This window comes from Mucilaginibacter sp. SG538B (genome assembly GCF_013376065.1).
Classification (GTDB): Bacteria; Bacteroidota; Bacteroidia; order Sphingobacteriales; family Sphingobacteriaceae; genus Mucilaginibacter; species Mucilaginibacter rubeus.
In genome coordinates this window covers 1,163,944-1,177,784 of record NZ_JABMJI010000002.1, presented here as the reverse complement: position 1 = coordinate 1,177,784, position 13,841 = coordinate 1,163,944, and the positions used below count along the sequence as shown (strand labels likewise).

At 42.7% G+C, this 13,841-nt stretch carries 14 protein-coding genes; 6 read left to right on the top strand and 8 right to left on the bottom strand.

The genetic code is table 11. The features are described 5' to 3' along the window. The first annotated feature begins 108 nt into the window (after positions 1–108). Positions 109–2,532: a TonB-dependent receptor gene (locus FHW88_RS14600; RefSeq protein ID WP_176626337.1), complete on the top strand. Its 2,424-nt coding sequence runs from the start codon at positions 109–111 to the stop codon at positions 2,530–2,532. A 481-nt stretch (positions 2,533–3,013) separates the two neighbouring features. On the opposite strand, the gene FHW88_RS14595 is transcribed toward FHW88_RS14600, so the two are convergent. Next, positions 3,014–4,102, bottom strand: a complete 1,089-nt coding sequence (locus tag FHW88_RS14595) for an acyltransferase family protein (RefSeq protein ID WP_090532804.1) — start codon at positions 4,100–4,102, stop codon at positions 3,014–3,016. Between the two features lie 335 nt (positions 4,103–4,437). On the opposite strand from FHW88_RS14595, the gene FHW88_RS14590 reads away from it, so the two are divergent. Then, complete coding sequence (locus FHW88_RS14590) at positions 4,438–4,881, top strand: hypothetical protein (RefSeq protein WP_176626335.1); 444 nt, start codon at positions 4,438–4,440, stop codon at positions 4,879–4,881. Positions 4,882–4,930: 49 nt separating this feature from the next. On the opposite strand, the gene FHW88_RS14585 is transcribed toward FHW88_RS14590, so the two are convergent. The 5 genes from FHW88_RS14585 to FHW88_RS14565 form a co-directional block, all read right to left on the bottom strand. After that, complete coding sequence (locus FHW88_RS14585) at positions 4,931–5,482, bottom strand: DUF4256 domain-containing protein (protein ID WP_176626334.1); 552 nt, start codon at positions 5,480–5,482, stop codon at positions 4,931–4,933. A 199-nt stretch (positions 5,483–5,681) separates the two neighbouring features. Beyond that, complete coding sequence (locus tag FHW88_RS14580) at positions 5,682–6,272, bottom strand: YdeI/OmpD-associated family protein (RefSeq protein ID WP_255485333.1); 591 nt, start codon at positions 6,270–6,272, stop codon at positions 5,682–5,684. After that, positions 6,273–6,662 carry a DoxX family protein gene (locus FHW88_RS14575; protein ID WP_218117198.1) on the bottom strand — a complete coding sequence of 130 codons (390 nt, stop codon included), beginning with the start codon at positions 6,660–6,662 and terminating at the stop codon, positions 6,273–6,275. Positions 6,663–6,670: 8 nt separating this feature from the next. Next, positions 6,671–7,138, bottom strand: coding sequence for an SRPBCC domain-containing protein (locus FHW88_RS14570; protein WP_176626332.1), 468 nt, complete (start codon positions 7,136–7,138; stop codon positions 6,671–6,673). 1 nt (position 7,139) lies between these two features. Next, positions 7,140–7,460: an ArsR/SmtB family transcription factor gene (locus tag FHW88_RS14565; protein WP_090532792.1), complete on the bottom strand. Its 321-nt coding sequence runs from the start codon at positions 7,458–7,460 to the stop codon at positions 7,140–7,142. Between the two features lie 275 nt (positions 7,461–7,735). Here FHW88_RS14565 and FHW88_RS14560 point away from each other — a divergent pair, with 275 nt between their 5' ends. Next, positions 7,736–9,229 (top strand): TonB-dependent receptor, encoded by a 1,494-nt coding sequence (locus tag FHW88_RS14560; protein WP_176626330.1) that lies wholly within the window; start codon positions 7,736–7,738, stop codon positions 9,227–9,229. Between the two features lie 164 nt (positions 9,230–9,393). Here FHW88_RS14560 and FHW88_RS14555 read toward each other — a convergent pair whose 3' ends face one another. Together FHW88_RS14555 and FHW88_RS14550 are read right to left on the bottom strand one after the other, a co-directional pair. Next, a complete protein-coding gene (locus tag FHW88_RS14555) occupies positions 9,394–9,870 on the bottom strand; it encodes a hypothetical protein (protein ID WP_176626328.1) in 477 nt (158 codons plus the stop codon). 4 nt (positions 9,871–9,874) lie between these two features. Continuing rightward, the gene (locus FHW88_RS14550; protein WP_176626326.1) at positions 9,875–10,837 is read right to left on the bottom strand and encodes a heme-binding domain-containing protein; all 963 of its coding nucleotides are present in this window, start codon (positions 10,835–10,837) and stop codon (positions 9,875–9,877) included. Between the two features lie 220 nt (positions 10,838–11,057). On the opposite strand from FHW88_RS14550, the gene FHW88_RS14545 reads away from it, so the two are divergent. The 3 genes from FHW88_RS14545 to FHW88_RS14535 all read left to right on the top strand — a co-directional run bounded on the left by FHW88_RS14545 (position 11,058) and on the right by FHW88_RS14535 (position 13,743). Further along, positions 11,058–12,128, top strand: a complete 1,071-nt coding sequence (locus FHW88_RS14545; RefSeq protein WP_176626324.1) for a serine hydrolase domain-containing protein — start codon at positions 11,058–11,060, stop codon at positions 12,126–12,128. 13 nt (positions 12,129–12,141) lie between these two features. Then, positions 12,142–12,702, top strand: coding sequence for a helix-turn-helix domain-containing protein (locus tag FHW88_RS14540; protein ID WP_176626322.1), 561 nt, complete (start codon positions 12,142–12,144; stop codon positions 12,700–12,702). Between the two features lie 306 nt (positions 12,703–13,008). After that, the gene (locus FHW88_RS14535; RefSeq protein ID WP_176626320.1) at positions 13,009–13,743 is read left to right on the top strand and encodes a heavy-metal-associated domain-containing protein; all 735 of its coding nucleotides are present in this window, start codon (positions 13,009–13,011) and stop codon (positions 13,741–13,743) included. Positions 13,744–13,841 lie beyond the last annotated feature (98 nt).

Here is a 13,841-nt window from a genome sequence, read left to right as displayed (position 1 = left end):
ATATATTATTAAATAAAAAAAAGATCTTTTTTATAGCTTAGCGTTATATTTTTAAAAACACAACGATGGTCGAAAACAAACCGACATGTCAAAAAACACGATCATTCTATGAAAAAAGCTTTCCTTACCTTTCTCCTTTTCTCGTTACTTACCCATGCTTTTTCCCAATCAACCGGCAATATTAAAGGTAGCATCACCGACAATTCAAAAGCCCCGTTGGAGCTGGTGAATATTATTCTTTACAAAACAAATTTCAGCGCCACCACAAATAATAAAGGCCAATACAGCATCAATAATATTCCTGCCGGAAATTACCTGGTCATTATTTCGCACATCGGCTATAAATCTGTTAAACAGCATATACTCGTAAAAAACAATGACACTACTGAATTTTCCTATACGCTTCAGGCCGGCGTTATTAAGATATCTGCTGTTGAAGTACAAGGCGAAAGAGGCGTAGGAAGCATCAAAGCGTTACCCGAGATCAGCGGAACAAATATTTATTCGGGCAAAAAAAATGAAGTTGTTTTGGTTGACAGCGTCAATGCAGATATCGCACAAAATAAAGCCCGCGATGTGTTTGCAAAAGTACCGGGTATCACGTCGTGGGAGTTGGATGGTTCGGGCACTCAAACCAGTGTAGCGGCAAGAGGATTAAGTCCGCACAGATCATGGGAGTTCAATGTGAACCAGAATGGCTACAATGTTAATAACGATCTGTATGGTTATCCCGAGGCCATGTATAACCCGCCATTGGAAGCCGTACAGCAAATTGAGCTCATCAGGGGATCAGCCGCTCTTCAATATGGCCCTCAGTTTGGAGGGATGCTCAATTATGTAATTAAACAACCTGATACCACGAAGTCGTTAAGCATTGAAACCGAACAAACGTATGGCTCGTTCAATACCTCAAATTCCTTTGTTTCGGTAGGTGGAAAAAAAGGCAAGTTCACTTATTATGCTTTCTTTAATTACCGTAGCAGCGATGGATGGCGTCCTAACTCCGACTATAATTTCCTGAATGCTTACGCAAGTTTGCACTATAAGCCAACAGATAAAATGGATATTGGTCTCGAATATTCAAGAGAAAACTATGTGCAGAAATTTGCTGGCGGGCTTACCGACGCGATGTTTGCTGCCAATCCGCGCCAGTCAACCAGGAGCAGAAATTATTTTAACCCGATACTTAACCTCCCCGCTTTGCTTTTTAATTACGCCATCAATAGTAAAACATTATTGAATATAAAAGCCTATACCTTGTTCGGGCAAAGGAACATGGTTATTGCCAGCCCGAGTTTAGCCACCAATGCAGATACCATCAGCCAAACTACAGGCTCCTACGCGCCAAGAGAGATAAACAGGGACTTTTACAACAGCTATACTGTTGATGCACGAATGATAAAAAAATACGATCTGTTCGGCCATGAGAGTGCCCTATCGGGCGGCTTAAAATATTCCAACGCTGCTACCAACAGAAAACAAAACGGGGAGGGAACTACAGGAACTAATTTTGACCTTACTCAAACCGGCAATTACGGTATCGTCCTGCTCTTTAAAACAATAAACTACGGGGCGTTTCTTGAAAACCTTTTCCGCATCACCGATAGGCTATCCGTTACCCCCGGCATCAGGTATGATAACCTCAAATCAACTTTAAACGGAACGGAATATAAAGTATATAAAAATTTTAACCCCGTATCGCTTTCAACCTCCAGGAACATCGTGCTGGGTGGAATCGGTGCGCAGTATAAGATCACTGAAAGCATTAATATTTATGGAAATTACTCGCAGGCATACAGGCCTATTCTTTATGCAAATCTTATCATCGGATCGAGCACAGCGGTGATCGACCCGAATTTGAAAGACGCGAGCGGCCATAATGCAGATATTGGCATTAGGGGAAAGGTTAAAAAGATATTGACCTTTGATCTAAGCGCATTTGAACTGAAGTATAACAACAGGATAGGAAATATAACGCTGACTGATGGCAACGGAAAACCCTACACCTACACTACCAATGCAGGCAATGCGCTCACCAGGGGAGTGGAAGCTTTTGTTGAGGTTCACCTGCTTAATTTCAATACCGAGGACACTAACAATGATCTTTCCATATTTTCTTCTTACGCTTATAATCACGCCAGGTATTTAAATGGCAAAACAGGCGTGGTTGATCTGACTGGAAAAACGTTGGAAGACGTTCCTCAATTTGTTAGCCGCTCGGGCATAAATGGCTCTGTACATAACCTCTCCGCTACCTTGTATTATTCATATGTTGGCGGATCATGGTCGGATGCGAATAATACAGCTGCTACCAAAACAAGTCCCAATATAGGTTATGTCCCACGATATCACGTGGCCGATTTTGCCCTGGGCTATAAGTTTTCCGACAAGTACAACATCAGGATCGGTATCAATAACCTGACAGATAATAAATACTTTACCCGCCGAACAGAAACGCTTGTTTACCTTGGCAATGGTATATTACCCGGCGACGGAAGATCATGTTATGTTACATTGGGTGCTAAATTCTGACCGCAGGATATCAATCCTGTTTTTGCACAATGGCTGTTCAACCTATTTCCGCCGACTAATAGTTCGTCTGCCTGCTTGCAAGATTCCTAAAATGCGAACCACATAGTTTACGCCGTTGTTCTTTCCCTATTCACCAATTTAGCGAGTTTAGCCAACCGCCGGGATAAAAAGTAAGATTCAATTGCATCGCCGGGGGAGCCATAACTACAAAATCTTTTATTTGTAACAGACATTCATTATGTTTTATAACAAGTTCATTGATTATCAACTATAGCATAAATAGCATCAAAGGCCATCAAGCCGAAGCACAATATATGTGTCCTATACGGCGCCCGTCTTGAATATCATAGATATAAATGCCGGGGTAATCGTCTCCTCATCCCGACTTGAAAACAACAAAAAAAGCATACCTGCACAGTAGTCTTACTGATTGGATATGCTTTTTTTTATTTAACAAATGCTTATATGCCGTAATTGATAATTAGAAATTTACAGAATCATCTACTGCTTGTAATTTTAAACGCTTCCGGTCTTTCCAGCCTTTTATCCAATCTTTTGCTGGAATTTCAATGAAAAAATAACAGGCAATTGAAATACAAATAAGCGCAACCAAAAAGGTATAAAATTGCAGTTCGGGGTTTACAACCCGTATTTTTTTGAAGAAAAAGCTAAGGAAAGATTTTATTGGATGTTGAAGGATGTACATACTATAGCTTGCTTCGCCCAACAGTATCAAGTATTTGTTTGAGAAAACCCTTGTGATTTTTCCGTTATTTAAGGCCAATAATAAAATGAGGGGAGCAAACAATACGGCCATTAACCCATCATGAAAGCTTAAGTAATTATTAACGGATAATACGACTAATAAAGCAATAACAATAAATGTAATGTGCAAGTCATAGTTCGCCTGCCTTTTTGCCGACTTTAAATAAACAAAGCCGAGAATATTGCCAATCATAAATTCATTAATATGCATTAATGGAAAATAGAATAATAGGTCATGAATGGTAGATGGCGGAGCTGCGTAATATGGCGACCGGTAAAGAAAGTTTAGTAGCACCTGGGTTGTAAGCCATAAACACGAAACCAATATGGCGACAGACTTAAACGAGAATTTACTATAGTAATAATTGAAAAGCAATGGAAACGCTACATAAAACAAAGCCTCAACGGATAATGACCAGCCAGGGGCATTAACCTTGCTGATATAACCAGGGAACCATGATTGAATGGCAAACAGCTGTAATATAAATTCCTTAACAGGTAGCGTATCAATTATCAATAATCTGACAGCTGCCAATATAAGCGCAAAAAGATATACCGGATATATCCTGGCTATTCTGTTCAAATAATAATTCCACGGCTTAACTTTAACGGCTTTTTGCTGGCCATAGGCAATGATCATTACAAATCCGGATAATATAAAAAAGTAACTCACACCAACATTTGCCTTGCTGAAAACATTATGTAAAACCGGCAAATTAAATGGCCAAATATCACTCTTGGCGTGGTATATAACAATAGCGACCGCTGCAAGAAACCTGGTAAAAGTAAGTTGGTTTAATTTCATATAAGGCAGAGTATGTTAAGCTGAACAACGAGACAACTTTTTAACCAACTGTCAGCAAGAACCGCGTTTTAATTAAATAAATGCCTCAGAGTTTAATTCAATTTCAGCATACTACAATTTGTTTCCCATTTTGTTTGGCCCAAGTAAATTTTAATTAAAAAATGTGCCGGGTGCTGGAAATCTCGCACCGATTCACATTAACCCTTCAAACTAAAACTCCTTAATAATTTCGATTAACCTTGCCATGTCGCCGGCAATGTTATTGTAAACAGCATCGCATTGATTGTACTAATCAAAACTGTTATATTAGGATTGAACTATTAACATCTGACTAAATGCTCAATTCTTCAACTATCACTATTGAAACAGAAACAGGGGAACAAGAAATTTATATAAGTCCTTTTTTATTGCAATCCAAAGAGCCGCCCAATCTTAAGTCTGGAACTATTGAGAAACTTTATTTTTATAAAGATTTAAATGACGATGCTTATAAAGCAACCTTGGCTCTTGAGCCGATGAGGCACCTGTTTAAAACAGATGATTACATACTTAACCTGGGGCAGAATTTTGAAAACTATTATTTGGGTAGTTTTCATATTGATTTTAAAAACCGGCGCTGCTGGCAATGGGAGGGCAAACCCAATATGCTTACAGAACACAACGTAAAAAGCCTGGGCGAAAACCTTTTTAATCCAAATGTTAAATCCCGGCACTTTACTTTATTTACACCTACCCGCCCTTCTGATTTTAACACCGGAAGATTAAAATATAAGATATAGATAAGGCCAATCATTTAGATCCAGCCGGTATCGATTATGGCTAATGTACTCAAACCCTCAACGCCCCTCTAAACCCCCTGGCAGCATAATATGACTCCGCACCGTTGTGGTAAATAAATATGGTATCATAACGGAAATCGGCAAAAATGGCCCCGCCGAGCTTCCTGATATTGGCAGGGGTTTTGATCCAGCTTGAGGTTTTGGTATCAAACTTTCCAAGCTTTTGCAATTCGCGGTATTGTTCTTCGTTTAAAAGTTCAATGCCCATATCCTTCGCCATTTCAACAGCGCTGTTTCCGGGCTTGTGTTCTTTTCTGGCTTCCAGCGCTTCATGATCGTAGCAAACACTTCTGCGGCCTTTGGGGCTTTCCGCAGCACAGTCGAAAAAAATATATTCGCCCGTATTTTTATCGTAAGCAACAACATCGGGTTCTCCGCCGGTTAATTCCATTTCATTAAGTGACGATAGTTTTTCGGTGTCGGCTTCCAGCTTTGCCTGTACCCAGGCCCATTCTATGCCGGTGTGACGGTTCATGTTTTTCTCAAAACGGGTTTTTAGTATGCCGATAAGTTCTTTCTGTTGTTCTGGTGATAGCTTCATATTTATTGCAGGTTATGATTTATTGGTATACCTCGAAATGTTTAGGTTTTTTATTCCCTCCTGAGGGAGGGGTGCGATGAGAATGCGCGGTGGCAGGGAGGGGTTTCATCGACACGTCAAACGAATAAGCTTGTTTGCGCCTCCCTTCACCCTCCCCGTGGAGGGAATCGCACAATTCCCCGCTTTTTTGTTTTCTGCATTACAAATCATTCAATCCTTTACCGTTAAGGATTTGCGGCATCCATTTTTCAACTCGTGCCTCGCGGGTTGAGGTTTGTTTGGGTTGGGAAAAATGAAGGAGATATGCTTTTTGCCGTCCGGGTGTTAATGCTTCAAATGCGGTTTTAAGGGCGGGTATGGTATTTAATTTTTGTTGAAACTCCTGAGCGACGGCAAAATCTTCCGTCTGCTTTAAATTTACTTTTAGTCCTGTCTTTTCCACCTCAATGGCTTCATAAATATAAGCTTTCAGGATACTCCTTTGCCCGGCTATTTCACCGGCATTGGTAAACCTGATTTGCCGCGCAGCTTGTACGTTTTCGGTTTGCTGAATAAGGATGTTATGGGTATCACTTAATAAAGCTCCCTTGAAAAATAAAAGCGCGCAATATTCTTTAAATACATGGATCAAAACAATGTTGCTTTCCCGAAAGGTATAACAGGGACAGCCCCATTTTAATTCTTCGGTCAATCCGCAATCAAGAACAATTGATCTCAATTGCTCTACTTCTTCCTGCCACTTCCCGGCTTTATTAAAATAAAAATCAACTTTGGGGTTCATATCGTTCATTTATTGGTTTCCCGAAATTACTTTTCTTTCGGCGGGTCTGAAATACCATGATATTACAGTAAGTACCAGTAATAACAGCGCGGGAAATATCTCAGCTATAGCATTCCCCGCTGCAATATGCGAAAAAATCGCGCCCGACATAGCAAAGAAAAAACCCGCGTATGCCCATTCCTTTACCACCGGAAATTTAGGAATCAATACTGCTATAACGCCCAAAACTTTCCAGATGCCCAATATAGTCAAAACATAACCCGGATAGCCTAAATGCGTCAAACTGTCGGCTCCTCCTGCCCCGGCCTTCGCTTTTAATAACTGTACCATTCCTGTTGATATCATCCCTAAAGCAAGCCAGATGGTAGCTATCCAATAGATAATTTTATTCCGTTTCATGATATGTGTTATTTCAATTTGTTTACTACTTCCTGCAGGCGGTTATGGGCCATATTTATACCATAGGCAAAAGGCAGCTTAAGCATCTGGTCCCTCAGTTCGGGCGTTCGGTAAACCACATGCATATTGAGCTTGCTGGTATCGTCGGTAAGCTTTTCAAACTCCAGGAACTCGAGTTGCACATCAAAGGGCGCGTTATCCATTTCAAACGTACGGGTGATCTTTTGCCCGGGGATAAACTCATGAATTGTTCCGTTGGCTTTAAAAACAACGTTTCCATGCGGGTCTTTTGTTTCAAATTGCCAGCTGCCGTGCTTTTTATTTTCAAGCTTCAGCACTTTTGTTCCCATCCATTGCTCAACAATTTCGGGCTCCATGTAGGCTTTAAAAAGCAGTTCCACCGGTAAGTCAAACACTCTTGTAATGGTTAAATCCTGTTTGCCGTTTTCAGCATCTATTTTTGTTTTTTGTTCCATGTTATTTGCCTTTATAATTTTTCATAATAGTTTCTAATTTGTTGAACCTGTCTTCCCACATTGCGCGGAACGGTTCAATGAAGTCGGCCACATCTTTCATTTTTTCTGCATTGATATGATAATAAATCTCCCTGCCGTTTTGCTCCTGTTTAAGCAGCTCACACTCAGTAAGTATTTGCAGGTGTTTGGAAACTGTAGGCCGGGCGGTGTCAAAGTTTGACGCAATTACACCAGCGGTCATTGCTTGTGTGGCAACCAGTAAAAGGATGGCCCTTCTGGTTGGGTCGGCTATGGCTTGAAATACATCTCGTCTTAAATTCATCGTGTAGCTATTTGACTACAAATATAAATGTAGCCATTTAACTACGCAAGTTTTTTGTTTGTTTTTTTTACTGGAACCTTTACCTGATGACCCTCAGTATCAAGCCGGAATATCTGTCAAAAACACATTAATTTATTTTCTGAACGTAATAAAACGAGCCGATTGCTTATTTTGTAATACATTCTTAACACGCCTTCGCTTAAAAAAGTGTAATTTTAGACCTTCTTAGCAAGGTTATACTACTGGTAACAGTAAACTATAATAATTTAATGGGTATGAATGCCATTCACAATAAAGATATTGGGACCAAACAAAAAGCGCTGGCCATTAATCTTAACCCCGAAATTTATGGCTCATTTGCCGAAATAGGTGCCGGACAGGACGTAGCAGCAAACTTTTTTAAAGCCGGGGCATCATCCGGTACCATAGCCAAAACCATGTCGGCCTATGACATGCTTTTTTCAGATGCCATTTATGGGGTACAACAAACCCGCCGTTATGTAAGCGAACCGCGCCTGATGGCCATGCTTGGTCATGAATATGGCCTGATCATTGAGCGCCTTGGTACGCAGCGTGGTGATACTTCAACCTTTTTTGCTTTCGCGGATACCATATCGGCCCTCAATTACAATAAAACAAATGAAGGCCACGGTTGGATGGGCGTACGCTTTCAGCTGGAGCCGAACGGGCAGTACAATGACGTGGTGATCCACGTTAAGCTGCTGGATAATGATAATAACCTGCAGCAGCAGGCTGTAGGGATATTGGGTGTAAACCTGATGTATGCCTGCTTTTATTATAATGAGATTCCACCGGTATTCCTGCTTTCGCTGATGGATAATCTCTCGCGCGACAGGATCCAGATAGACATGATCCGCTTTGAAGGACCAAACTTTACCAAAGTTGATAACCGGCTCATGAGCCTTCACCTGGTAAAATACGGCTTTTCGGATGCGGCACTGTTTGGGCCCGACGGTAAAAACCTGCAACCATCCGAAGTTTTATACAAAAAGCACATCGTAATGGTGCGCGGCCGTTTCCGCCCGGTTATCAACGTGCATATGGATATGTTGAACACCGGTGTTAAACAGTTTTTACAGGAGTCGGATGTTGATAAGGACAACGTTGTTGTTGTTACCGAGCTTACCCTCCAGGCCCTGAAAGAACGTAACGCAGATATCAACGCAGATATAGACGAGAAGGACTTTCTCGACCGTGTAGACATCCTCGGTTCGTTAGGGCAAACGGTGATGATCTCTAATTTTCACGAGTATTATAAACTGGTGGCCTATCTTTCAAAGATCACCAAACTTAAAATGGGCGTGGTACTTGGTTTCCCTAACCTGGAGTACATTTTCTCGGAAGAACATTATAAAGATTTGCCGGGCGGCATTTTAGAGTCGTTCGCTACGTTGTTTAGCCGTAAGGTGAAACTGTTTATATACCCTACCCTGCGCGATGGCGTGATCTGGAATTGCCTGCGTTTTTACCTTCCCCCTCACCTGATTGATCTGTACCGTTACCTGATAGCCAACAATAAGATAGAAGACATCAGGCATTATAACGAAAATAACCTCAACGTTGAAACCGACAATGTGCTTGAGCTGATAAAACTGGGCGCCGATGGCTGGGAAGAGTTTGTGCCGTCCGAGGTGGCTACGATAATCAAAGAGCGTCGCCTGTTTGGATATGCCTCCGGTTTGGAACCGGTAAAAACACTTGAGGCCCCTCCACAAGATGGTGATCGGACTGAAATTGATATAGCTTAAAGCGTAAGGTTTTTTAAATCCCCTCTTGAGAGGGGGCGCGGAGGGGATGAGCGGTAGCAGGGGTGTGTCTTTGCGATAGACTTATCAAAACAGAAACACACCCCTCCACCCCTCTCAAGAGGGGAATCGCACGGCCCCAAAACTATAAAAAGCTCATTCTGTTGCTACGGCAAAACAGAAGGCTTTTGCCCAAGAATATATTTAATCCTTTCAGACTGGCCCGAAGTATCTGCTTTCAAGTCGAGAGACTTTCCATTAAGTTGTTGATAATTAACAGCTACGCTATTACCAGACGATGTAGTTTTAATCACTTCCACCGATTCAACATTTGATGGGATCTTCGCGCCAAACCAATGGTCGTCATCCTGTTGCTTCCAGGTTACTAATGTAAATACTTCATTAGCGCCAACTGTTTTGTTTCCATCAATTGCCGATTTCAAAGCCAGGTCATTCCCGTAAAGTGTTGAGGCTGTACCTTTGGTCTTATTAACAAATGAGGTAATTACCTTGAGCCCATCGAGGTTATATTTCGGGGATGATGGCAGCGCGGCTTTGGTATTGTATAATTCAACCGGTTTGTTATCGGAGCAGGCCGCAAACATTAAGCTGCATACAGCAAATAAACTATATAATGCTTTCATGGGGTTAGTGTTTAATTGGTTGGGTAAATACAAAATCTTCGGCAGCCATCGGCTTGTGGCAATTCATACATTCTGTGGTAAACATGACATTTGCACCGCCGTACGGCACCATCTTCGGGGTCTTAAACCTCGCCCATCCCCAGCCAAAGGTAGATGCATATTTTTTATCGTCTTTTATCATGTACTCCACCTGCTTAAACTCGCCGGTATGGGTGGTTCCGTCTTTATCCTGTAGTTGTGCCCAGGCCACTTTGGCAAATATGGCGCCGTTTGGCCATGGGTGGATCTTGTTTTCTTTGATCGCTTTCACGGCAATATCATTACCGAAGATTACGCGCAGGGTGTTATTATCAAATCGCTCGGTAGTACTGATAGGCTGCCAGTTTTTATAATCGGGGATGTAAGAGATGCCGTTGGCCGCTGTCGGCAATTTGCTTACTGCCGTTTTGTTTTTTTGCCAATACTGATATTGCCTGTCGGCGGCATTGATAACCGCCGTATCGGCAGGCTTGCTGTGCACCATTGAAGCAAGGTAGTTCTTCAAAACAGCAAGATCGGCTGCGGATACTTTTGCGCCGGTATGAACAGCAGTATAACCCGGCAAAGGCATTGCTCCGGCTATAATCTGATTTACCGACTCCCAGAGTTTGCCTTTCTGATCGGCCGGCGCGAGCTTATTCCATTCGGAAAAATTAAGGTCGGCCCTGCCCTGTTTGATATGGGATGCCACCCCCCAGTAAATGGGAACTATTTTATCGTACCAGCGTAAATTGGTGTTGTTTGAATGGCAATCATAACAGGCACGTTGAATAATAGCCTTAACATCTGCCGGGGCTTCCAGGTCGCCCGTTACCGGCGGATTAGGAACATCCGGGCGCACAAACTGGATGCACAAAAAGCCTGCAAATAAAATCAGGATGATAAGGAACGCTTTTCGTTGATACATGGGTTTTCTGTTGGTTTTCATAGCCATTCGGTTTGCAATGCAAAGAAAACTACTATCCTTTATAATAAATGTAACAATTAGTTGGGCGAGTGCAAATAATCGTTGAATAAGGAAAAAAGGAAGTTGAGACTACAAAACGCGCCGCTTTTGCGCGCGCCGGCATCAATATAAATCAGCATGTATGAATAAACTTTAAATTAGCGTAGCAGTCAAACGAACGCATCAATCATCCTCGAAAAAAATGAAAGCAAGATCTATCTTACTACTAATGCTTATTTCCGTTAGCGCTATTAAAGCAAACGGGCAATACAATTTTACCAAAGTTGATAACTGGCTAAATGACCACGCATCCGAAATGGGTGGCAGGGTGGTGCTTGTTGTTTATAAAGATGGCAGGGTGGTTTACAACCGCGCCGTTAATGATATGAACATGAGGCAAAAATTTGTTGGCCGCATGATAGCCCGCAAACAAGGCAAAAAGGCTGATCTGGATGATTATACGTCTACCTCAAAGGTGGCTATTGCCAGCTGCAGCAAATGGCTTAGTGCTGCTTTGGTGATGACCTTTGTTGATGAGGGAAAGCTAAAATTGAGCGATGCAGTTGGCAAATACTTGCCAGTACTATCGCAACATGGCAAGGGAGGCATCACCATTGGTCAATGCCTGTCGCACCAAACCGGGATCAAAACGCCGCCATTAAAAGAAAGTTTAGAAGATATGCGCCAGGACAACTCGATGGATGATGCAATAGCCGATATAGCAGCCTTACCGATGGAAGGTACACCCGGCAAGGTTTTTCACTACAGCAATGCCGGCTTGCAAATTGCCGGGGCTATCATCGAAAAAATCAGCGGCAAAAATTTTGAAACCTTATTTGCCGAACGTATTGCCCGGCCGCTTAATATGCAGCATACTGATTTTGGAAATGCCAAAGTAGCCCTGCCCGCGGGCGGGGCCTACAGTACTACCGAGGATTACCTGAGCTTTTTAACCATGATCATGAACCGGGGCGTTTTTAACGGAAAGCGCATCTTGAGCGAAAATAGTATAGCCTGGATGCAGGAAAACAGGATCACCGCTGACGTTAAGATCGCCTATTCACCTGCCGAGGCAGGAGGTTTAGGTTACGGTTACGGCGAGTGGGTGTTTGATGCCCATACCGTAAGCAGTCCGGGATTGTTCGGGAGCTTTCCGTGGATAGACAAGGATAAAAAGTATGCCGCCTTTATGATGACTTTTTATATTAAAAGCGATGGCAGGCAACAGCGTTATCGCGAACTGAAACAACTGGTGGATGAAGCAGTAAAATAGTAGTTTTGCAGCCATGAAGCTGTACATAAAAAACATGGTTTGCAGCCGCTGCAAAATAATGGTGAAAACTGAGCTGGAAAAAGCCGGGCTGCAGCCTGTTTCCGTTGATCTTGGTGAGGTAAAGATTAAAGAAGCCCCTACCCCGGCTCAGCTTAAACAATTGGAGACATCGTTAAATGCACTTGGGTTTGAACTCATCGACGATCAAAAGAGCCGTATTATTGAACAGATCAAAACCCTCATCATTGAGCATGTGCACTACGCCGAAACGCAATCGCCCTTAAAGCTTTCGGCGCTGCTTACTTTAAAACTAAATTATGATTATGGCTACCTGAGCAACCTGTTTTCGGCTGTAGAAGGCTCAACCATCGAAAAATACTACATAGCCCAGCGAATTGAAAAAGTGAAGGAACTCCTGGTTTATAATGAACGTAGTCTTTCCGAAATCGCTTTTCAATTAAACTATAGCAGCGTTGCCTACCTATCCAGCCAGTTTAAACAGGTAACGGGGATGACGCCATCTGCCTTTAAAGCCCTTCAGGGTAGTAAACGCACAAACCTGGAAGATATATAAAGCACGAATTTATTCTGCAATGGTTCGTATAACCCGATCAAATTGTGGCCGGCTTTGCTGAGTGATTTAAATCCGGGGCCTCTGAAGGTTAGATGACAAAGAGCACCTGTCAGTCTGAGCCTGTCGAAGACTCGTGCGCAGAGGCCTGCCCGCCATACTTCGACGGGCTCAGTATGACACCCATTTTTTTTCGTTCTCATGGGTAGCACTCGTGCTAACCTGTAAATCTTATAAATCATACCCATAATACCGTAATAACTCCACTGCCGGCTCATGGTAATTTTGTATCAACAAATACAAATTATCATGACACATACCTATAATATCACCGGCATGACCTGCACCGGCTGCCTGGCTAAAGTGCAGGGCCTGTTACAGCAGGTTCCCAACATTGAAAAAGTTGAGATCTCTTTAGCCGAAGGTACTGCCGACATCACGATGAAAAAGCACGTGCCGACTGCCGACCTTAAACAGGCACTTGCCGCTTATCCTAAATACCAGCTTAGCGAAGAAGAGGTACATCATCACCATATGAGCATGACAGATGCTGCTGAAAACCGCACCTGGCTGCAAACCTACAAGCCGATCCTGCTCATTTTTGGTTATATTTTAGCAGCAGCAATAATTGCCGGACGCTATACAGGCGGATTTAACATCACTACGGCCATGCGCGTTTTCATGAGCGGCTTTTTCCTGGTATTCTCCTTTTTTAAACTGCTGGATCTTGCGGGCTTTGCCGATAGCTATGCCATGTATGATGTGGTGGCCAAACGCTGGCGCGGATGGGGCTACGTATATGTTTTTGTTGAACTGGGTTTAGGCCTTGCCTTTGCGCTTAATATTGCACCGGTAACGGTTAACGCCATTATGGTTGCGGTAATGAGCATAAGCCTGATTGGTGTGCTGCAAAGTGTTTTCAGCAAAAGGCAGATCCGTTGTGCATGCCTTGGCGCGGTGTTTAATTTGCCCATGAGCACAGTAACCATTATTGAAGATGGACTGATGATTTTGATGGGTGTTGTGATGCTGTGGTTAATGTAAGAGACCTCAACAGGGTGTCATTTCGATTGAGCGGAAGAGGCATGAGCACCGGGGCGAAAGAGAAATCTTATACGCTGTGAAAGTTCGCTATAAAAGTT

Bases quoted from the DNA above. Each gene is read 5' to 3' on its own strand.
- FHW88_RS14575 (WP_218117198.1), bottom strand. From the start codon at position 6,662: ATGAAACGGAATAAAATTATCTATTGGATAGCTACCATCTGGCTTGCT.
- FHW88_RS14545 (WP_176626324.1), top strand. From the start codon at position 11,058: ATGAAAGCAAGATCTATCTTACTACTAATGCTTATTTCCGTTAGCGCT.
- FHW88_RS14590 (WP_176626335.1), top strand. From the start codon at position 4,438: ATGCTCAATTCTTCAACTATCACTATTGAAACAGAAACAGGGGAACAA.
- FHW88_RS14540 (WP_176626322.1), top strand. From the start codon at position 12,142: ATGAAGCTGTACATAAAAAACATGGTTTGCAGCCGCTGCAAAATAATG.
- FHW88_RS14535 (WP_176626320.1), top strand. From the start codon at position 13,009: ATGACACATACCTATAATATCACCGGCATGACCTGCACCGGCTGCCTG.
- FHW88_RS14595 (WP_090532804.1), bottom strand. From the start codon at position 4,102: ATGAAATTAAACCAACTTACTTTTACCAGGTTTCTTGCAGCGGTCGCT.
- FHW88_RS14555 (WP_176626328.1), bottom strand. From the start codon at position 9,870: ATGAAAGCATTATATAGTTTATTTGCTGTATGCAGCTTAATGTTTGCG.
- FHW88_RS14585 (WP_176626334.1), bottom strand. From the start codon at position 5,482: ATGAAGCTATCACCAGAACAACAGAAAGAACTTATCGGCATACTAAAA.
- FHW88_RS14580 (WP_255485333.1), bottom strand. From the start codon at position 6,272: ATGAACGATATGAACCCCAAAGTTGATTTTTATTTTAATAAAGCCGGG.
- FHW88_RS14550 (WP_176626326.1), bottom strand. From the start codon at position 10,837: ATGAAAACCAACAGAAAACCCATGTATCAACGAAAAGCGTTCCTTATC.
- FHW88_RS14600 (WP_176626337.1), top strand. From the start codon at position 109: ATGAAAAAAGCTTTCCTTACCTTTCTCCTTTTCTCGTTACTTACCCAT.
- FHW88_RS14560 (WP_176626330.1), top strand. From the start codon at position 7,736: ATGAATGCCATTCACAATAAAGATATTGGGACCAAACAAAAAGCGCTG.
- FHW88_RS14570 (WP_176626332.1), bottom strand. From the start codon at position 7,138: ATGGAACAAAAAACAAAAATAGATGCTGAAAACGGCAAACAGGATTTA.
- FHW88_RS14565 (WP_090532792.1), bottom strand. From the start codon at position 7,460: ATGAATTTAAGACGAGATGTATTTCAAGCCATAGCCGACCCAACCAGA.